The following is an 18,157-nucleotide window of genomic DNA, read 5'->3' as shown; positions in this document are numbered from 1 at the left end:
CATTCGCAGACACACTGTGCTAGAGAACATTTGGCAAATTCTCAGCTTCCGCCGAACCAATGACGGCCGAGATAGCTGAATGACTGACGATTTATCTATTTTCCAGCGCCAACGCATCCAGAAACGGCAACTCCGTATCCGCGTCATACACGCTGAAGTGATATTTATCCTTCAAATATTCCAAAAGCCAAGCGTTGGTGTCGGCTCTGCGCTGCCCGGCAGCCTCGTTCATTTGTTGCAAGCGCTGACGCACCGCGTGTTGCGGCAATAACAACAGCTCAATATCGGCCATTGATACGAATTTTTCCGGATCGGGGTTCTTGCCGTTAAAAATCTTGAATAGCTGATGCTTTTTTAAGCCCAAATGCGTGTTGAGCTCGTCCTTAAACTCGATGAATAACGGTAACAAATCGCTACCGACACACGAGTCTTCATGCAGCTTGTGTAACCGATTCAGCAAATGGTAGACCGCAAACCGGTACAATTCCGACTCACGCACAAACAGCCGAGCGGCCATGGCACGCACGGCAATCCGGTCGGAATTGTTCAACCGAATCGAAACGATGTGCTTTTTATCGTCTAAAAGATGTTCGTTGTCGTTCAACGCAAGTCCTTTGTGAGTAATCGCCGGCAAACTCAAACCGGTCGAAACAACTTAATTTGCGAGAATTTAAAGCATCAATGTTACAGATTTATAACAAACGCCCAGACACGCGAAAATTTCGGGCAAATCGCTCCACTATTGCTACGGACATCCGGCAAAACACTGGATTTTGAGGAAAAGTATTTATTGCGTACGCGGGATGAAAAAAATATAATCGCGCGCTTTTTTCGAGCGAATAGCGTTTTTCAAAACACTTTCAGAGTCTTAGCACAATGACCAGTCACATCATGCCTACCTATGCCCGCCAGTCGGTCACTTTTACACGCGGCGAAGGCGCGTGGTTGTGGGATACCGATGGACGCCGCTATCTCGACTCGGTGGCCGGCATTGCCGTGTGCAACCTCGGCCACGCCCATCCGGCCGTGCATGAAGCGCTCTGCCGGCAAAGCAAAACCTTGCTGCATACCTCCAATCTTTACGGCGTAGAGTTGCAGTCGCAACTGGCGGATAGACTGATCGGGCTAAGCGGCATGGATAATGTGTTTTTCAGCAATTCCGGCGCCGAAGCCAACGAAGCGGCGATAAAAATCGCCCGCAAATACGGCCACCAGCAAGGCGTTGAAAGCCCAGTAGTGTTGACCATGGAAAAAAGCTTCCATGGCCGGACTATGGGCACGCTGAGCGCCACCGGCAACACCAAGATCAAGCAAGGCTTCGCGCCGCTGTTGGCCGGGTTTACCCATGTGCCGTACAACGACATGCCGGCTATCGAAGCAGCTCTCGCCGCCGATAAAAACATCGTCGCGATCCTGGTTGAACCGGTGCAAGGCGAAGGCGGGGTGAATATTCCGGCGGCGGATTACTTAAACCAAATTCGCGCACTATGTGATCGGCACAATCTGCTGATGATGCTGGATGAAATTCAAACCGGCGCCGGCCGTACCGGGCGCTTTCTGGCTTATCAACATAACGGCATCCTGCCGGATGTATGTACGATGGCTAAAGCCTTGGGTAACGGCGTGCCGATTGGCGCTTGCCTGGCGCGCGGCAAAGCAGCAGACGTGTTACAAGCCGGCAATCACGGCTCGACGTTTGGCGGCAATCCACTGGCGTGCAGCGCGGCCTTAGCGGTACTGGAAACTTTATCAACCAGCACCTTGATCGCCGATGCGCAATCAAAAGGAGAACAAATTTGCCAGCGCTTCAAAAACGCACTGGCAGACACCCCGCATATCGTCGATATTCGCCATAAAGGTTTGATGATAGGCATTGAACTGGATCGGCCTTGCGGCGAATTGGTCGGAAAAGCCTTGGCGGAAGGCTTATTGATCAACGTCACTGCCGACAACACTATCCGTTTGCTGCCGCCGCTAATCATCGACGACGCGCAAATATCAACGCTGACAGACACCCTGACAGCGCTCATTCAGGCATTTTGCAGACAATAACCATGCAACCCAGACACTTCATCAGTCTGCTGGATTTGTCCAGCGCCGAACTACACAACCTGATTCAACGGGCCATTCAGCTCAAATTGCATCGCACCCCGGACTATCAGCCCTTCAAAGGTAAAGTGCTGGCGATGATTTTCGAAAAATCCTCGACCCGCACCCGTATCTCCTTCGAAGCAGGCATGGCCCAATTCGGCGGCAGCGCCCTGTTTCTATCACCCAGAGACACGCAACTCGGCCGCGGCGAACCCCTGGAAGATAGCGCCAAGGTGATCTCCAGCATGGTGGACTGTATTATGCTGCGCACCAACAATCACGAAACGGTCACCACCTTTGCCAAGCACTCGCGAGTACCCGTCATCAACGGCCTGACCGATTTGCTGCACCCGTGTCAATTGCTGGCCGATATGCAAACCTATTTCGAACTGCGCGGCGACATCGCCGGCAAAACCGTAGCCTGGATCGGCGACGGCAATAATATGTGCCATTCCTATATCAATGCGGCTCGCCAATTCGACTTTAAATTGAACATCGCCTGCCCTGTCGATTACCGACCGCAGCAAAGTATCGTCGATGCCGCCGGACATAGAGTGGCGTTTTTCAATACGCCGGAGCAAGCGGCACAGCAAGCCGATTTAGTGGTGACGGACGTCTGGGCCAGCATGGGACAGGAAGAGGAACAAAAAAAACGCGAATTCGTATTTAAGGATTTTCAGGTCAACAGCAAAACCATGGCTGCCGCCAAAACCGATGCGCTGTTCATGCACTGCCTGCCGGCACATCGCGGCGAAGAAGTGACAGCCGAGGTCATCGACGGCCCACAAAGCGTGATATTTCCGGAAGCCGAGAATCGCCTGCACGCTCAGAAAGCGCTACTGGAATTTCTCATCTGCCGATAATTTCGCTAGAATCGCCGCTTTCTTTACGCCGAACGAAGAGTGATACTGTGAAAAAAACTTTTGCCTACCTGTTTGCCTGTCTGCTGATTAGCCCGCTTGCCATGGCAAGAACCGCCTACGTCACCGACAAAGTCGAGGTGCCATTACGTAGCGGCGAAAGCGAGCGCACCAAGATAGTCAAAATGTTGGAAAACGGCATCCCAGTCAGCGTATTGCAAGAAAGTACCGAAAACGGCTATACCTATATACAAACCAGCAGCGGCGCGGAGGGATTCATTCTCAGCCGCTACCTGACCGGCGAACCCAGCGCCCGCAATCAACTGGAAGCCGTCAGCAAAAAACTCGAAGCGCTGCAGGAAGAAAACAAACAACTTAAAGCCGGACAAGCCAACAGCCAGGAAATTGGCAAAGAACGCGATAAGCTCAGCGCCGACCTTAGCGAACTTCAGCAAACCGCCGCCAATGCGATACAACTCAAACAACAGCGCGACCAATTGCAGGAGCGCGTCATCTCCGTCGAGCGCGAACTACAACAATTAAAACGCGAAAATCAGGCATTGACCGACAGCAGTAACCAGGACTGGTTTTTGTACGGCGGCGGCTTGGCTTTATTCGGCGTATTGCTGGGCTTTATTCTGCCCAAACTCAGCTGGCGCCGCCGTTCCAGCGGCTGGGATAGTTTTTAGTTTTAAACGAATTAGCCGCAGGACCGCCCTGCTTCAAATGACGCCCTTTCCCGCGGCAGTTTAAGCGCCGCTTTTGCTTTCATCTGGAATCACCATGCCTGCATACCGTTCTCATACCACCACTCAAGGCCGCAATATGGCTGGCGCGCGCGCATTGTGGCGCGCCACCGGCATGAAAGACGGCGATTTCAATAAACCGATTATCGCAGTAGCCAATTCTTTCACTCAGTTCGTGCCGGGCCACGTACATTTAAAAGATCTTGGCCAATTGGTGGCGCGCGAGATTGAACTGGCCGGCGGCGTCGCCAAGGAATTCAACACCATCGCGGTTGACGACGGCATTGCCATGGGTCACGACGGCATGTTGTATAGCCTGCCCAGCCGCGATTTGATTGCCGACAGCGTCGAGTACATGGTCAATGCGCATTGCGCCGATGCGATTGTCTGTATATCCAACTGCGACAAAATCACCCCAGGCATGTTGATGGCGGCTATGCGCATCAATATTCCGGTGATCTTTGTCTCCGGCGGCCCGATGGAAGCCGGTAAAGTACGGTTGGCGGAAAGCGCGGACATCAAGAGGCTGGATTTGGTGGACGCCATGGTCATGGCGGCAGACAGCAAAGTATCCGACACCGATCTAGCGGCTGTCGAACGCTCTGCCTGCCCGACTTGCGGCTCGTGCTCCGGCATGTTCACCGCCAATTCGATGAACTGCCTGACCGAAGCGCTGGGCTTGTCGTTGCCGGGCAACGGTACCATGTTAGCCACCCATGCCGATCGCGAACAATTGTTCAAACAAGCCGGCCGCCGTATCGTCGAACTGGCCAAACAATATTACGAGCAAAATGACTCATCGGTACTACCGCGTGCGGTGGGTTTTAAAGCCTTTGAAAATGCGATTGCGCTGGACATCGCGATGGGCGGCTCCACTAACACCATCTTGCATCTGCTGGCTATTGCTCAAGAAGCCGGCATCGATTTCACCATGGCGGATATTGATCGCATGTCGCGCGTTGTGCCGCAATTGTGCAAGGTCGCGCCTAACACCGACAAATATCATATCGAAGACGTGCATCGCGCCGGCGGCATCATGGCAATTCTGGCCGAACTGAACCGAGCTGGCCGCTTGCACACCGATGTACCCACCGTGCACGCCAAAACTCTCGGCGATGCCCTGACACAATGGGACATTACCGCCAACCCCGACGATGCCGTAAAAACTTTTTATATGGCTGGCCCCGCCGGTATTCCGACTCAGGTAGCGTTTAGTCAGAACACCCGTTGGCCCAGCCTGGACACTGATCGCGCCGAAGGCTGTATCCGCTCCATTGACCATGCCTTCAGCCAGGAAGGCGGGTTGGCGGTATTGCACGGCAATATCGCAGTGGATGGTTGCGTGATCAAAACAGCAGGTGTCGATGACAGCCTGCTGGTCTTTGAAGGCAACGCCCATGTGGTCGAATCGCAAGACGAAGCCGTAGAAAACATCCTCAATAACAAAGTCAAAGCCGGCGATGTGGTGGTGGTGCGTTACGAAGGCCCCAAAGGCGGCCCTGGCATGCAGGAAATGCTCTACCCAACCAGTTACATCAAGTCCAAAGGCTTGGGCAAGGCTTGCGCGCTATTGACCGACGGCCGTTTTTCCGGCGGCACCTCCGGCTTGTCGATTGGCCACTGCTCACCGGAAGCGGCAGCTGGTGGCGCGATTGGTTTGGTAAAAAATGGCGACCGTATTCGTATCGATATTCCGAATCGCTCGATCAATGTCTTGTTATCTGACGAGGAACTGGCCCAGCGCCGTGCCGAACAAGACCAAATAGGCTGGAAACCAGCCAAGCCACGTCCACGCAAAGTGTCAGTGGCGCTGAAAGCCTATGCTTTTTTTGCCACATCCGCCGACAAGGGTGCGGTGCGGGATTTAGCTAAACTGGAAGAACAATAAGCGAATTGAATGAATTCTCCAGACTAGAAACTGAGCTTATCCCGGCATACTTAATCTATATTCAGGCATAATTGTTCTAATCGGGCTTTAGGAAGAAGATCATGATCACCTCATTTAAAACCGAAGGATTAGGCGTAGGATTCGATTTTGATATAGCCCTGGAAGCAAACAAACAGATTTACTGTTTTATCGGGAAAAACGGCATAGGTAAAACTCAGCTTCTGGAAAACATGGCGAAATCTCTTATTTATTCGCACGCCATGTTTTCCAAAAACAAAAGCTATAAGTATGCGAATTTTTTCGGTCAAAATCACATATACAACAAATTAAAAGAATACGATCTAAAACTTCCTCTCGAACTCGAAGTAAACAATTTTAAAATCAAAGACAAGACCCATCAAAACTGGGGATTTACTAGTTTCGGACGCATTCCCAATATCAACGGCCACACTCCGTTCGTTTGCGACAAACCGATTGTATTCATAGGCGCGAAGAATCGCGGCTTTTCGAAAAATATCGACAGTAGCAATATAAAAATTCTGCCGGACAAGCAGCACCGCTTTACCGATAGCTTTGAACGCACGCTAAGTTATCTGAATGGTGATGGTTTGGAACAACAGGAAATCGCCGATTGGTTTGCTTCCCGTCTGATCATTAACCCAAATTTCGTTGTAAAAAACCAAAACAAGGAACAGGAAGCCGTGACTGTTCTTCAACTTATGGATAGATTGGAGCCCGGACTCGATTTAGTCAATCGGCGCGAAGATGGCGGCTCATCTTTAAAACTGATGTTTTACGAAGGGCAATTGTTGATTAACGATACTCCACTCGATAAGCTCTCTACCGGTTTTATTTCGATAATTAAAATCTTTCAGGAAATTGTTGCAGGCTTTAGCGGTTGGACAGACCAAGCCAATCTTAATGAAGTAGACGGCATCGTTTTTATTGACGAAATCGAACCCCATTTGCATATCAGTTGGCAAACTAAAATTATCGGCGTTCTACGCGAGTTTTTTCCGAACACCACTTTCTTCATTTCCACTCACTCGCCTTTAGTATTGTCAGGCTTAAAAAACGGCGAAGGCTACGAGATGATTCGAGATGGAAATTTCGTCAAAACCAAAGCAGTAGCCAATATTGAAAGCTATTTTTTAACCGACATTGTGAAAGAATTCTTCAATGTCGATCTTAACAAAGAAAAAATCAATCATGTCGATAAAGAGAAACAAAAAAAGGCCAAAACAGCGCTGTTGGATCTTGTAAATAATTTACAAGAGGAAGGCTAATGAAGTATTTCATCGACACCAACTTGATTATCGATGCCTACGAAAAAAAGAAACCCGATGCAATCGAAAAACTGAAACCGATACTTGAAGACGAAGAAAGCGAAATATTCGTTAACCGACTGGTTTATTTGGAAACATTGCGGACTGTTAAGCTGACTAACAGTAAAAATTTTCAACAACTTAAAACCATCTTCGAAAGCTTTGGGATTTTAGATATTACGCAAGAAATCTACGACAAAGCCATCCAACTTTCTAGATATAGCCAATCGAAAGGAATCAGCTTAAAAGGAAAATGTGCTGCCATGGATTTTCTGCACTTTATAACAGCCCAACATTACCAACTTGAATTGCTAGCCTGTGACAGGGATATGGAGAAATTAACCAGGGTCTACACAGAATGGCAAAGTTCAAATTAATTTTTCTTACTTCCGCCTCAATGCTATGTTTTTAGCATTATCCCAGGAATGAAACGCTTCCTCTTCCAACTGCTCTATATCTGGAAACAAAAGCTGAAAATCTATTTCATAGCCGGCTGGATAGGCGCCGGCATGGGAATATTTTTATTGGCGCCCAGTTACGATTACATCAGCTCGCGCGAGCGCAACTCTGACCCGCTGTCCTCTATCGAATTCGTATTGAGCCAGTTCAAAGAGGTAATGACCGGCCAAATTAATCAGAACAACCTGATTCTGTTCTATGCCGAAATCGGCGCAATACTGGGTCTGCTGTCGCTGGGTTTTTATCAGATACTGCACAAGCGGTTGGTCGCTTTGGATGCGTTGAAAGTCGAGCTGGAAAAAGATTTACCAACCATCATCCGCCAAGGCGAAGGACCGTTGCTGGAGTTTAAATCATCGCTGCGCTGGGATATTCAGGAGCAGCGGGTCAATAGGGCCCTGGAAGGCGTGATTATGAAAACGCTGGCCGGTTTCTTTAACAGTCCGGTTGGCGGGACCTTGCTGATCGGCGTGGCCGACAACGGTGAGATAATTGGCCTTGAGGCCGATTTTCAGACCCTAAAAAAACCCGACCAAGACGGTTTCGAGCAAACCTTGATGACTGCGATCTCCAGCAATCTGGGGGCCGACTTGTGCCCGCTGATCCACGTGCTTTTTCATAAATTGGCCGACCGTGATGTCTGCCGGGTTATTGTCTCCCCCTCACACCGACCCGTGTTTCTGACGCAGAGCAACACCCCCAAATTCTTCGTGCGAACCGGCGGCGGCACTCGGGACCTGAACATTCAAGAAGCGCTGGATTATGTGGCCAGCCGTTGGAAAAAAACCAAATAACCAGCCCTGATTGGGTTTTAACGCTGGCAAAGTTACACTAAGCAGCCAGCAACCCCGCAACCGATTCGTAAACACTCCATGGAACATCAATCAACTTTCGTTAATTGGTTCAGAAATTCATCGCCCTACATCCACGCCCATCGCAACCGCACCTTTGTGATTTTTTTCGGCGGCAATGCGGTAACGGAGCCGGATTTCGACAATCTGATTCACGACTTCGCGTTGCTGAGAAGCCTGGGTGTCAGGCTGGTGCTGGTGCACGGCATTCGCCCGCAGATCGACGAACAAGTCACCGGGCATGGCAACACACCGCAGTTTCACCACCATTTGCGGATTACCGATGCCACCACGCTGCAATACGTCAAGCAGGCCGCAGGTCTGGTACGGGTGGAAATTGAGGCCCTGTTATCGATGGGTGTGTCCGGCTCGCCGATGGCCGGCGCCAAAATACGTGTCGCGTCCGGCAATTTCGTTACGGCCAAACCCTTGGGCGTACTGGATGGCATCGACTATTGCCACACCGGCAAGGTGCGGCGCATAGACGCCCAAGCCATCCATCAACAATTAGATCAACACAATGTGGTGCTGATTTCACCTATCGGTTATTCGCCCAGCGGCGAAATCTTTAATCTGTCGGCCGAGGAAGTGGCAACCGAAGTCGCCATCGCCTTGCAAGCCGAAAAGTTGATTTTGTTGACCGAACAAAATTGCGTATCGCCTGGCGATAATCACCCCATCCAACAGCTCACCACGGCTCAGGTTTCAGCACTATTGCAAGAGACACCAACTGTTCCGGATGAAGTCGCTCGCTCCTTGCGCGCCGCGATGCAAAGCTGCGAAAAAGGCGTTCAGCGCGCGCACTTGATCAATCGGCATGTGGACGGCGCCTTACTCCTGGAACTGTTTACCCGCGACGGTATCGGTACACTGATTAGCTCTAACGCCTTCGAAACCATACGGGCAGCGACATTGGACGACATCGGCGGCATTATGGAGTTGATCAAACCCTTGGAGCAGCAAGGCATCCTGGTCAAGCGTTCGCGGGAAAAGCTAGAGATGGAAATTGGCGACTATATAGTCATCGAGCGTGATGGCTTGATCATCGGTTGCACGGCGTTTCATGTGATGGCCGACGGCAACAGTGCGGAGATTGCTTGTCTGGCAGTGCATGCCGATTATCAAAAAGGCGCGCGCGGCAACAGCTTGTTGGACTATCTAAGCAACAAAGCCAAATCCGAAACTATTCGCCGCTTGTTCGTACGTTCCACGCAAACCGTGCATTGGTTTGTCGAGCGCGGTTTTGCGCCGTGCGAAATCGACGATTTGCCCGAACCTATGAAAAGCGCTTACAACTATCAGCGCAATGCCAAGGTATTGTATAAAGACGTTTAACATCACCTTCCACCCACTCAGCTCACGGAATATAGGATGCTCGATAAACAGGATTTTCTGACAGTCGTAAAAAACACCCCCCTAGTCGCTATTGACTTAATTGTGCGCTCCAGCAGGGATGAAATATTGATGGGCTTGCGCGTGAATGAACCGGCGGCCGGCTATTGGTTCGTGCCCGGCGGCAGAATCTACAAATCAGAAACTTTGGAAGCAGCGTTTCGCAGAATCACCGCAACTGAACTGGGCACAGCTTTCGAAATTGACAGCGCCCAACTACTCGGGGCTTTCACTCATCTCTACGAGACTAATTTTGCCAAAGAGCCGGATATAAGCACTCATTACGTAGTTTTAGGTTATCAATTGCAGCTGGATATCGATATTAATCAGCTACCGGCGCAACAACACGCTACTTACCGCTGGATTGGCAAAAACGAAGACTTGAGCGAGGTTCACCCTAATAGCCAAGCCTACTATCCCTATCTGCGTTGAACAATGCCCGCTTTAAAAGTCTTGCAGCTAACCGACCTGCATATATTGCCCCATGTCGGCGACAGTATGCTAGGTATCGATACCGAACAGTATTTCCAGCAAACCCTGGCCCACGCGCATGCTACTCTCGGCCCGTTCGATTTGATTTTATTGACCGGCGATTTAGGCCAAGACCCTTGCGCCGATAGCTACCGGCGAATTTGCCGGCATCTGCAAACTTATCAAACACCTTGCCTGTGTTTGCCAGGAAATCACGACGACTGGGAACTGATGACGACAGAACTGAACGCCGACTTCGTCAGTTGTCGCAAACACCTGCTGCTGAATAATTGGCAGATTATTGCCTTAAACAGCCAAAAAACCGGGTGCCCTGGCGGGCTTGTATCACAGGAAGAACTGGCATTTTTGCAGCAAACACTAAGCACAAATGACGCGCCCGCCCTGCTGGCGATACACCATCATTGCGTTGCGAGCCAAAGTAGCTGGATGGATACGATGCAAATTGAGAACGGTGAGGAATTGCTAGCAATAGCGGAACACTTCCCACAAGTTAAAGCCATCACCTGCGGTCATTTACATCAGGAAATGCAAACTAGTCATAGACAAATAGCGATATACGCCACGCCGGCCAGCTGTTTTCAGTTCAAACCGTTTGCCACCGAGTTTGAACTGGACACGCTAGCACCCGGCTACAGGATCTTCGAATTGGGGGATGACGGCGACTTGCGATCCAGATGCTATCACCTGCCCATCAGCATGAGCGGCTTACAAACCAACCAGCACAGTTACTAACCAAACGCCAATCTTCCGGATAAATAACTCTCGGCGTTGACTCCCACGTCATTGGCAATCAAAAAAGCTCCTAATTCGTCCATCGCTTTGCGGTACACCCGGCGTTTGAAGTAAACCACATCTTTCAGCGGATACCAGTACTCCACCCACTTCCAGTTATCGAACTCCTGCTTGTGCCCGCAATCGAACCTGACATTCGATTCATCTGTCATCAAGCGCAAAATAAACCAAATCTGTTTCTGCCCGATGCACAAGGGCGTGGAATTTTTGCGGATATACCGATCCGGCAGTTTATAGCGCAACCAATAACGGGTGCGCCCCAGCAACTGCACATGCTCTGCACACAAGCCGGTTTCCTCCCACAACTCCCGATACATCGCGGTTTCCGGGTCCTCGTCGCCATCGATCCCGCCCTGCGGAAACTGCCACGAGTTAGCGCCTTTGCGCTTTGCCCAAAACACACGACCCTCGTCATTGCAAAGGATAATGCCGACATTAGGCCGGTATCCTTTCGAGTCTATCATGTAAAAACCTGTATTATTTGCCGCCCTGTTGCTAATGCCTGGATGTTAAAATTAACAACGGCACGGCCATTAAAATGAATGGCGCAATTGTTCCACAAATAACCGGCGGACGCCACAGGCCGCTACTTTTTTCTTTATGACGACGGATTTGCCGTGAGCTTAGCGATTTTTGATCTGGATAACACGCTGATCGCCGATGACAGCGATTTTTTATGGGGCCAATTTTTAGTCGACCGTGGCATTGTCGACAAAGACCAGTATGAACAGGCTAATAAAAAATTCTACGAGGATTACAAACACGGCACGCTGGATATTGTTGAGTTTTTGCATTTCTCACTGGCGCCACTAGCCCAACACGACGCAGAGCAACTGTATCGCTGGCGCGCTGAATTCGTCGAAACGCTGATCGAGCCGATCATGCTGGAGGCTGCCCAGGCTTTGGTGGAAAAGCATCGCGCGGCCGGCGACACCTTGCTGGTGATTACCGCCACCAATCGCTTCGTCACCGAGCCTATCGTCAAGCTATACGGTATCGACAACCTGCTGGCTACCACACCGGAATTTGTCGATGGTCGCTACACCGGTAAATTCAACGGCACACCCTGCTTTCAGCAAGGAAAAGTAGTGCAGCTGAACAACTGGCTGGCCAATTCCACGGAAACGCTGGCAGGCAGTTGGTTCTACAGCGATTCGCATAACGATTTGCCGCTATTGAGCTTGGTCGATCAACCGGTTGCTGTCGATCCCGACGAAAAACTACGGGAAGTTGCTCGGCAAGCAAACTGGCCGATTATTAGCTTGAGGAAATAAAAGCTGAGGACAAGGGTCAAAAGAAGCGCCCTTTTGACCCTTTATAATATTGAATCGCTTCTATTTTTTCTGTATAAAGAATACTTGTTTATCGGCTTCCTTGAATATCTTCAGCGGAATATGTCCCGCCTGATCGATATAGACGCCAAAGTCCAAATGGGCCGCCGGATCGGTAGCAATCACTTTGACTACCCTGCCGCTTTCCACTTCCATAATCGCCTTTTTCAAACGCAGCAACGGTAACGGACATTGCAATCCGCTGGCATCGACTTCCAAATCAAATTCGATCATAGTGGTGTTCACTCAACTGTTCTTTAGACAACGCTTATAATAACACCAACCCCAGACCACGAAAATCAAGCACCATGGATTACTTCCCGCTTTTCTTAAAACTAAAAGACCAGCCATGCCTGGTTGTCGGCGCCGGCGAAATCGCCTCGCGTAAAATCGAGCTCCTGGCAAAAACCGGCGCGCGTATTACCGTGGTGGCGCTGGAAATTGGCGCCAGCGTCGCGGAAATGGGGCGCAATAATCAAGTAGTAATCCAACAAAAGGCCTTTGCTGCGGACGATGTGAAAGGCATGCGCGTGGTCATATCGGCCACCAACCAGCGCACGGTCAACGAAACGGTTGCGCAAGCTGCGACGGCTCAGAATATTCCGGTGAACGTGGTGGATAATCCCGATTTATGCAGTTTTATCTTTCCGGCGATTGTTGATCGCTCGCCATTAATCGTAGCGGTGTCTTCCGGCGGCGTGTCACCGGTTCTCGCGCGCTTACTGCGTTCCAAGGTGGAAAGCGCCATTCCCGGTGCGTTCGGGCTGCTGGCGCAGTTTGCCGAGGATTTTCGAGCATTGGTTAAGGAACGACTCAAAGAACCCAACCGCCGCCGGGTATTCTGGGAAGACGCCTTGCAAGGCCACATCGCCGAATTGGTGTTTTCCGGCCGCCGCGAGCAAGCTGCAATAGAATTACAAGCCAAACTTGATGCGGCTGAGCAGACACAAAATCGCGGCGAGGTGTATTTGATCGGTGCCGGCCCCGGCGATCCGGATTTATTGACTTTTCGAGCCCTGCGCTTGATGCAGCAAGCGGATGTGATCGTCTACGACAGGCTCGTCTCCCAGGAAATATTAGAAATGGCTCGCCGCGACGCGGAGAAAATCTACGTGGGCAAGCAACGCAGCAATCACAGTCTACCGCAGGAATCGATCAACGAGTTGCTGGCGAATCTGGCTTTGTCGGGCAAGCGCGTCGCACGCCTGAAAGGCGGCGATCCGTTTATTTTCGGCCGAGGTGGCGAGGAAATCGAAACCCTGATGCAGCAAGGCATTCAGTTTCAAGTCGTACCAGGCATTACCGCTGCCGCCGGCTGCGCCAGCTATGCGGGAATTCCGCTGACCCATCGCGACCATGCACAGTCGTGCACCTTCGTTACCGGGCATTTGAAGGACGGCAATATCAACCTGAACTGGAGCCAGTTAGCCTCTCCCAACCAGACCGTCGTGATTTATATGGGTCTGGTCGGTCTGGAGACTATCTGCCAATCGTTGATCGATCACGGCTGCCCGGTCGATCAACCGATTGCATTGATTCAACAAGGCACTACCCGCCATCAGCGAGTCATTACCGGCACCCTGGGCGATATGCCTAAACGTGTCGAAAACGCGGACATTAAACCACCGACCTTGATCATAGTGGGCACCGTAGTGCGCCTGCGCAAACAGTTGGAATGGTTTCAACCCGGCCAAAACTAAGCAAGTGTGAATTTTTCCTTATTTCAGACGATGTTAAGTTTTACTTGGAAAAATCAGCCCGCAAACCCGGTAAAGGCGCGAACGACAGAGAAAATCGATTGAATTTTTCGCTAAAGTTCCCTATCCTTTACCCGCTTAATTTCCCAATGAACTGCCTATGCAAATAACAATATGCAGTTCTTTTTTTAAACACAACGAGAGAATCATATGAAAAAATCATTCGGTTTATTAGTAGGCGCAACTTTGATCGCTATCAGCGGACAAGTTGCAGCTAACGAAGCGGAAGAAATCGGCGCGAAAATTTATGAGCGTGCTTTCGGTCGTGGCTGCGGCGCTTGCCATGACATCGCTTCCAACCCACAATTATCGGCCTTGATCAGCGCCGGCAAACTGCCTAAAGACCAGTTCGCTAAAGTTCTGAAAGAAGGCAAAAACGGTATGCCTAAAGCTGTTGCAGCTATCATGGAAGTCGGTCCTGTGAAAAAAGCAGGTTACACCGAAGACCAAGCTATCGATGCAGTTTACGAATATCTGAAAAAATAATCGTAGCCTTACAAGCAAACAAAAAGCCGCTGCCCCTCACGGGACAGCGGCTTTTTTATGGTCGTTATACTACAAGTTAGTCTTGACGGCCGAGATACGCCTGTTGGCTGCGTTGATGGGTTAAGCGGTAACGGTTGCGTAGCCAAACTCCGGCAATCGCCGCAATCATCAATCCGCAAGACACAAAGGTCAGATAAACCAAATCCTTAATGTCGTTCAATTCCTTAATCAGGGCCTGATTGGCAGCCGCACCTTCCACTTTTGCCGGCGAATCAACGGAATAGGTAGTGAGTATTTTGACATCGCCTTTCAGATCCTGAATGGTCTCCAGGGAATCGGCCACGCTACCCTTTTTGATATTCTCTTCCAGAGCTCTTAGCTTGCTGTCGATAGACCCGCTTAACAAGCCGAACAACTGGCCTTTCAAGGCGCTGATTTCGGCGGATAGCGCCGGATTCTGCGTGGCATACACTGCCGAGATAGCCTGATGCTTTTGTATTTCGGTCAACAGATTTTGTTTAGGCAGTAAGACAAAACCCAACAAAAAAACCGCCGCCATCAACGCCAGAACCAGCATTAACAAAAAGCGATTAGCCTTCATCAGCGCCTGATGCTGATGGGCGCGCAGATAGACTATCTCATGCTTATCGGTATTGACATCATCCAGATTAATCTCAGGCATATCGCTCATTATTCTTTTAGTGTTGCTAATCGGGAAGCTCTATTGATTTCCTAGAGCACGCGATGCCTAAACGGCACCCCATGCCCGCCGGAAATACATCGGCGCATTATACAAGCTAAATCAAAAATGTCCTGTTTTATACAAACCGCGATCAACGACCTTTTTTGGCGGCAATCCGCATTCTCAGGGCGTTCAGTTTAATAAAGCCTTCGGCGTCTTTTTGGTTGTAAGCACCACCATCTTCTTCAAAAGTGGCGATATTTTCATCGAACAGACTATTGGTTTCCGAGGCGCGACCGACCACAACCACATTGCCTTTATACAACTTCACCCGGACCTTGCCGTTGACGTTGACCTGTGAGGCATCGATCATGGTTTGTAACAGCGCCCGCTCCGGACTCCACCAGTAACCGTTGTAAATCAAGGACGCATAACGCGGCATCAACTCGTCTTTTAAGTGCGCCACTTCGCGGTCCAGGGTCAGCGATTCGATGGCTCGATGCGCTTTCAACATCACAGTGCCGGCAGGCGTTTCGTAGCAGCCTCTGGACTTCATACCGACATAGCGATTCTCGACGATGTCCAGACGACCAACTCCGTTAGCACCGGCAACTTTGTTCAATTTTTCCATCACCTGATGCGGCGTATGCGGCACATCGTCGATAGCAACGATGTCACCATTTTGATAAGTCAGCTCGACGTAGGTCGCTTGATCCGGGGCGTTTTCAGGCGATACGGTCCAGCGCCACATATCTTCTTCCGGTTCGGTCCAGGGATTTTCCAAAATCCGGCCTTCGTACGAAATATGCAACGAGTTGGCATCCATGGAATAAGGCGAGGTTTTACCCTTTTTCATTTCCACGGAAATGCCGTGCTGTTCGGCATAATCCAGCAATTTTTGCCGCGAATTCAAATCCCATTCGCGCCAAGGGGCGATGATTTTAATATCCGGACGCAAGGCGTAAGCGCCCAATTCAAAGCGCACTTGGTCGTTGCCCTTGCCGGTCGCGCCGTGAGAGACCGCGTCAGCACCGGTTTCGTTGGCGATTTCGATCAAGCGTTTGGCAATCAAGGGACGGGCAATCGAAGTGCCGAGCAGATACTCGCCTTCGTAAATGGTATTGGCGCGGAACATCGGAAATACGAAGTCACGAGCAAATTCTTCGCGCAAATCGTCGATATAAATTTCCTTGATGCCGGCAGCAGTTGCTTTAGCGCGAGCCGGTTCCAGTTCTTCACCCTGGCCGATGTCGGCGGTAAATGTCACCACTTCGCAGTCGTAGACATCTTGCAGCCATTTCAAAATAACCGAGGTATCCAAACCACCGGAATAGGCCAACACCACTTTTTTAATATCCGACATAATGCGCTTCACACCTTTTACAAATTAAAAAACGGGCGAATTATAACGGAAAACCTCAACGAGTTGCCCGCTAACCACCCTAACCCATACGTAAAACTACAGGCACTGCGCCAACAAACCCACCACCCGCTTTGTCGCGCCTTGGTTATTTTCTACAAACAACCTGCCGTTATCGATCAACCTATTTCTAAACGCCACATCACGATAGAGACGCAACACTGCATCGCTTAGGCTTTGGCTATCACGACACTGTATCGCTCCCTCCAAGGCTAAAATGCGCTCAGCAATTTCCTGAAAATTAAACATTTCCGGGCCAAATAACACGGGTACGCCAATGGCAGCCGGTTCCAATACGTTGTGACCACCGACCGGCACCAGACTACCGCCGACAAAAGCCAGATCGGCAGCGGCGTACAACATTTTTAACTCGCCCATGCTGTCCGCGATATAAACATCGGTTTGCTCGTGATGCTGCTTTTGCTCGCTACGCATCGCCACCACCAAACCCTGCTGTTCGCAGAGCCTTTTAACTGCTTGAAAGCGCTCAGGATGACGCGGCACTATCAACAATAGCAATTCGGGTATCGATGCTTTAAGGAGCGGGTAAAGCACCAGAAATATCTCTTCTTCGCCCTGATGAGTGCTGGCGACAATCCAAACCCAGCGCCGGGCAAACAATTGTTGTTTCAAAGCCTGCCCAGCCGCAACCGTGGCCGCATCTATGGTCACATCAAACTTGATATTCCCTAGCACCTGTACTTGCGTCGATTCGGCGCCAATCTCGATAAACCGCGAGCGATCTTCCTCGGTTTGCGCTGCAATCGTGTGCACGCAAGCTAAAGCCGGTTTAACCAACCGCGGGATTTTTTGATAAGAACGCGCAGATCGCTCGGACAATCGCGCGTTAATCACAAATAGTGGAATCGCCTGCATCGCACAGGCGGCAAACAAATTCGGCCAGATCTCTTTTTCCATAATCACCGCCAGCCTTGGCCGAAAATGCTTAAGAAAGCGCTCGACTATAAATGGCAAATCGTAAGGCAGATAGACATGTTCGACTTGATCAGCCAGCACAGCTTGAACGCGCGCCGACCCTGTGGGCGTGGTGGTGGTGACCAAAACCGGTACTTCCGGATATTCAGCCTGCAATAGCTTCAGCAATGGAAAAGCCGCTTCTGCTTCGCCCACCGAAACCGCGTGTAACCAAATGACATCGCACTTTGATGGGGTGGAATAGATGCCTAAGCGTTCGCGCCAACGCTGCCGGTAGGCCGGCGCTTTGATGCCGCGCCAGTAAAGCCGGAACAATACGGCGGGTAAAATTAAACCGAAAACCAATGTATAGAGACGACGCATCGGCTTTTAAAACCCGTAAGCCAGCTGCGAAACAAAGCGTTTTAAAGCTAGCGTTGCGTCATTGGACATTAGCACACCCTCAAAAATACCAGGGAGTATATCAAAGGGTAAATCTAAAATTTAACTACCGACTATGATTAGAACTCGGCACACAATAGCGACGAATCTATTGGGAGGAACGGTCGACCACATCCTTAGCCGCCCCGTAACAAAGACGCCATCCCTGGCGAATCTTCCTGATTATTCCTAAAACCACATTTCCTTGCGCTACAAACCGTCAGACTTG

Annotated in this window: 19 protein-coding genes; 13 read left to right on the top strand and 6 right to left on the bottom strand. The window is 50.4% G+C overall.

Translation table 11 applies throughout. The features are described 5' to 3' along the window. Window positions 1–91: 91 nt before the first annotated feature. Complete coding sequence (locus JL719_RS08080) at window positions 92–604, bottom strand: hypothetical protein (protein WP_225893059.1); 513 nt, start codon at window positions 602–604, stop codon at window positions 92–94. Between the two features lie 272 nt (window positions 605–876). Here JL719_RS08080 and JL719_RS08075 point away from each other — a divergent pair, with 272 nt between their 5' ends. The 10 genes from JL719_RS08075 (at window position 877) to cpdA (ending at window position 10,836) form a co-directional block, all read left to right on the top strand. Continuing rightward, window positions 877–2,052 (top strand): acetylornithine transaminase, encoded by a 1,176-nt coding sequence (locus JL719_RS08075; protein WP_033157365.1) that lies wholly within the window; start codon window positions 877–879, stop codon window positions 2,050–2,052. Between the two features lie 2 nt (window positions 2,053–2,054). Further along, window positions 2,055–2,954, top strand: a complete 900-nt coding sequence (gene argF / locus JL719_RS08070) for an ornithine carbamoyltransferase (protein ID WP_033157364.1) — start codon at window positions 2,055–2,057, stop codon at window positions 2,952–2,954. A gap of 47 nt (window positions 2,955–3,001) precedes the next feature. After that, window positions 3,002–3,640, top strand: coding sequence for a TIGR04211 family SH3 domain-containing protein (locus tag JL719_RS08065; RefSeq protein ID WP_084153328.1), 639 nt, complete (start codon window positions 3,002–3,004; stop codon window positions 3,638–3,640). A gap of 94 nt (window positions 3,641–3,734) precedes the next feature. Further along, window positions 3,735–5,585 (top strand): dihydroxy-acid dehydratase, encoded by a 1,851-nt coding sequence (gene ilvD, locus JL719_RS08060; protein WP_033157363.1) that lies wholly within the window; start codon window positions 3,735–3,737, stop codon window positions 5,583–5,585. A 101-nt stretch (window positions 5,586–5,686) separates the two neighbouring features. Continuing rightward, entirely contained in the window at window positions 5,687–6,871 is a 1,185-nt protein-coding gene (locus tag JL719_RS08055) for an AAA family ATPase (protein WP_033157362.1), read from the top strand. Then, on the top strand, window positions 6,871–7,287 hold the full coding sequence (locus JL719_RS08050; protein WP_033157361.1) for a PIN domain-containing protein: 417 nt from the start codon (window positions 6,871–6,873) through the stop codon (window positions 7,285–7,287). The genes JL719_RS08055 and JL719_RS08050 overlap by 1 nt, the downstream gene beginning before the upstream one ends. Window positions 7,288–7,335: 48 nt before the next feature. Continuing rightward, window positions 7,336–8,163, top strand: a complete 828-nt coding sequence (locus tag JL719_RS08045; RefSeq protein WP_033157360.1) for an AlbA family DNA-binding domain-containing protein — start codon at window positions 7,336–7,338, stop codon at window positions 8,161–8,163. Window positions 8,164–8,241: 78 nt separating this feature from the next. Next, window positions 8,242–9,555, top strand: coding sequence for an amino-acid N-acetyltransferase (gene argA / locus JL719_RS08040; RefSeq protein ID WP_033157359.1), 1,314 nt, complete (start codon window positions 8,242–8,244; stop codon window positions 9,553–9,555). Window positions 9,556–9,591: 36 nt separating this feature from the next. Further along, window positions 9,592–10,044 (top strand): GDP-mannose mannosyl hydrolase, encoded by a 453-nt coding sequence (locus JL719_RS08035; RefSeq protein WP_033157358.1) that lies wholly within the window; start codon window positions 9,592–9,594, stop codon window positions 10,042–10,044. Between the two features lie 3 nt (window positions 10,045–10,047). Continuing rightward, window positions 10,048–10,836: a 3',5'-cyclic-AMP phosphodiesterase gene (cpdA, locus tag JL719_RS08030; protein WP_033157357.1), complete on the top strand. Its 789-nt coding sequence runs from the start codon at window positions 10,048–10,050 to the stop codon at window positions 10,834–10,836. Here cpdA and JL719_RS08025 read toward each other — a convergent pair. Further along, on the bottom strand, window positions 10,833–11,360 hold the full coding sequence (locus JL719_RS08025; protein WP_033157356.1) for an RNA pyrophosphohydrolase: 528 nt from the start codon (window positions 11,358–11,360) through the stop codon (window positions 10,833–10,835). The genes cpdA and JL719_RS08025 overlap by 4 nt on opposite strands. A 153-nt stretch (window positions 11,361–11,513) precedes the next feature. Between JL719_RS08025 and JL719_RS08020 the strand changes: the two genes are divergently transcribed. Continuing rightward, window positions 11,514–12,170: a histidinol-phosphatase gene (locus JL719_RS08020; RefSeq protein WP_033157355.1), complete on the top strand. Its 657-nt coding sequence runs from the start codon at window positions 11,514–11,516 to the stop codon at window positions 12,168–12,170. A 60-nt stretch (window positions 12,171–12,230) separates the two neighbouring features. Here the strand turns inward: JL719_RS08020 and JL719_RS08015 are convergent, their stop codons facing one another. Next, window positions 12,231–12,461 carry a sulfurtransferase TusA family protein gene (locus JL719_RS08015; protein ID WP_020482444.1) on the bottom strand — a complete coding sequence of 77 codons (231 nt, stop codon included), beginning with the start codon at window positions 12,459–12,461 and terminating at the stop codon, window positions 12,231–12,233. A gap of 74 nt (window positions 12,462–12,535) precedes the next feature. Here JL719_RS08015 and cysG point away from each other — a divergent pair, with 74 nt between their 5' ends. Continuing rightward, on the top strand, window positions 12,536–13,927 hold the full coding sequence (cysG, locus tag JL719_RS08010; RefSeq protein WP_033157354.1) for a siroheme synthase CysG: 1,392 nt from the start codon (window positions 12,536–12,538) through the stop codon (window positions 13,925–13,927). A 207-nt stretch (window positions 13,928–14,134) separates the two neighbouring features. Next, entirely contained in the window at window positions 14,135–14,470 is a 336-nt protein-coding gene (locus JL719_RS08005) for a c-type cytochrome (RefSeq protein WP_033157353.1), read from the top strand. 76 nt (window positions 14,471–14,546) lie between these two features. Here JL719_RS08005 and JL719_RS08000 read toward each other — a convergent pair whose 3' ends face one another. From JL719_RS08000 to waaA, 3 genes are all read right to left on the bottom strand, one after another. Then, window positions 14,547–15,161, bottom strand: a complete 615-nt coding sequence (locus JL719_RS08000) for a hypothetical protein (RefSeq protein WP_033157352.1) — start codon at window positions 15,159–15,161, stop codon at window positions 14,547–14,549. A 142-nt stretch (window positions 15,162–15,303) separates the two neighbouring features. After that, window positions 15,304–16,515, bottom strand: coding sequence for an argininosuccinate synthase (locus JL719_RS07995; protein ID WP_033157351.1), 1,212 nt, complete (start codon window positions 16,513–16,515; stop codon window positions 15,304–15,306). Between the two features lie 96 nt (window positions 16,516–16,611). Next, window positions 16,612–17,871, bottom strand: a complete 1,260-nt coding sequence (waaA, locus tag JL719_RS07990; RefSeq protein ID WP_033157350.1) for a lipid IV(A) 3-deoxy-D-manno-octulosonic acid transferase — start codon at window positions 17,869–17,871, stop codon at window positions 16,612–16,614. Window positions 17,872–18,157: the final 286 nt, after the last annotated feature.

It is taken from the genome of Methylomonas sp. LW13, assembly GCF_016865255.1.
Classification (GTDB): domain Bacteria; phylum Pseudomonadota; class Gammaproteobacteria; order Methylococcales; family Methylomonadaceae; genus Methylomonas.
This window is presented reverse-complemented; position numbering and strand designations above follow the sequence as displayed.

What these genes read in the sequence shown, in the direction of transcription:
- JL719_RS07995 (WP_033157351.1), bottom strand. Translation starts at nt 16,515, where the DNA reads ATGTCGGATATTAAAAAAGTGGTGTTGGCCTATTCCGGTGGTTTGGAT.
- JL719_RS08035 (WP_033157358.1), top strand. Translation starts at nt 9,592, where the DNA reads ATGCTCGATAAACAGGATTTTCTGACAGTCGTAAAAAACACCCCCCTA.
- JL719_RS08075 (WP_033157365.1), top strand. Translation starts at nt 877, where the DNA reads ATGACCAGTCACATCATGCCTACCTATGCCCGCCAGTCGGTCACTTTT.
- JL719_RS08000 (WP_033157352.1), bottom strand. Translation starts at nt 15,161, where the DNA reads ATGAGCGATATGCCTGAGATTAATCTGGATGATGTCAATACCGATAAG.
- argF (WP_033157364.1), top strand. Translation starts at nt 2,055, where the DNA reads ATGCAACCCAGACACTTCATCAGTCTGCTGGATTTGTCCAGCGCCGAA.
- argA (WP_033157359.1), top strand. Translation starts at nt 8,242, where the DNA reads ATGGAACATCAATCAACTTTCGTTAATTGGTTCAGAAATTCATCGCCC.
- JL719_RS08055 (WP_033157362.1), top strand. Translation starts at nt 5,687, where the DNA reads ATGATCACCTCATTTAAAACCGAAGGATTAGGCGTAGGATTCGATTTT.
- ilvD (WP_033157363.1), top strand. Translation starts at nt 3,735, where the DNA reads ATGCCTGCATACCGTTCTCATACCACCACTCAAGGCCGCAATATGGCT.
- JL719_RS08045 (WP_033157360.1), top strand. Translation starts at nt 7,336, where the DNA reads ATGAAACGCTTCCTCTTCCAACTGCTCTATATCTGGAAACAAAAGCTG.
- cysG (WP_033157354.1), top strand. Translation starts at nt 12,536, where the DNA reads ATGGATTACTTCCCGCTTTTCTTAAAACTAAAAGACCAGCCATGCCTG.
- JL719_RS08015 (WP_020482444.1), bottom strand. Translation starts at nt 12,461, where the DNA reads ATGATCGAATTTGATTTGGAAGTCGATGCCAGCGGATTGCAATGTCCG.
- cpdA (WP_033157357.1), top strand. Translation starts at nt 10,048, where the DNA reads ATGCCCGCTTTAAAAGTCTTGCAGCTAACCGACCTGCATATATTGCCC.
- JL719_RS08005 (WP_033157353.1), top strand. Translation starts at nt 14,135, where the DNA reads ATGAAAAAATCATTCGGTTTATTAGTAGGCGCAACTTTGATCGCTATC.
- JL719_RS08025 (WP_033157356.1), bottom strand. Translation starts at nt 11,360, where the DNA reads ATGATAGACTCGAAAGGATACCGGCCTAATGTCGGCATTATCCTTTGC.
- waaA (WP_033157350.1), bottom strand. Translation starts at nt 17,871, where the DNA reads ATGCGTCGTCTCTATACATTGGTTTTCGGTTTAATTTTACCCGCCGTA.
- JL719_RS08050 (WP_033157361.1), top strand. Translation starts at nt 6,871, where the DNA reads ATGAAGTATTTCATCGACACCAACTTGATTATCGATGCCTACGAAAAA.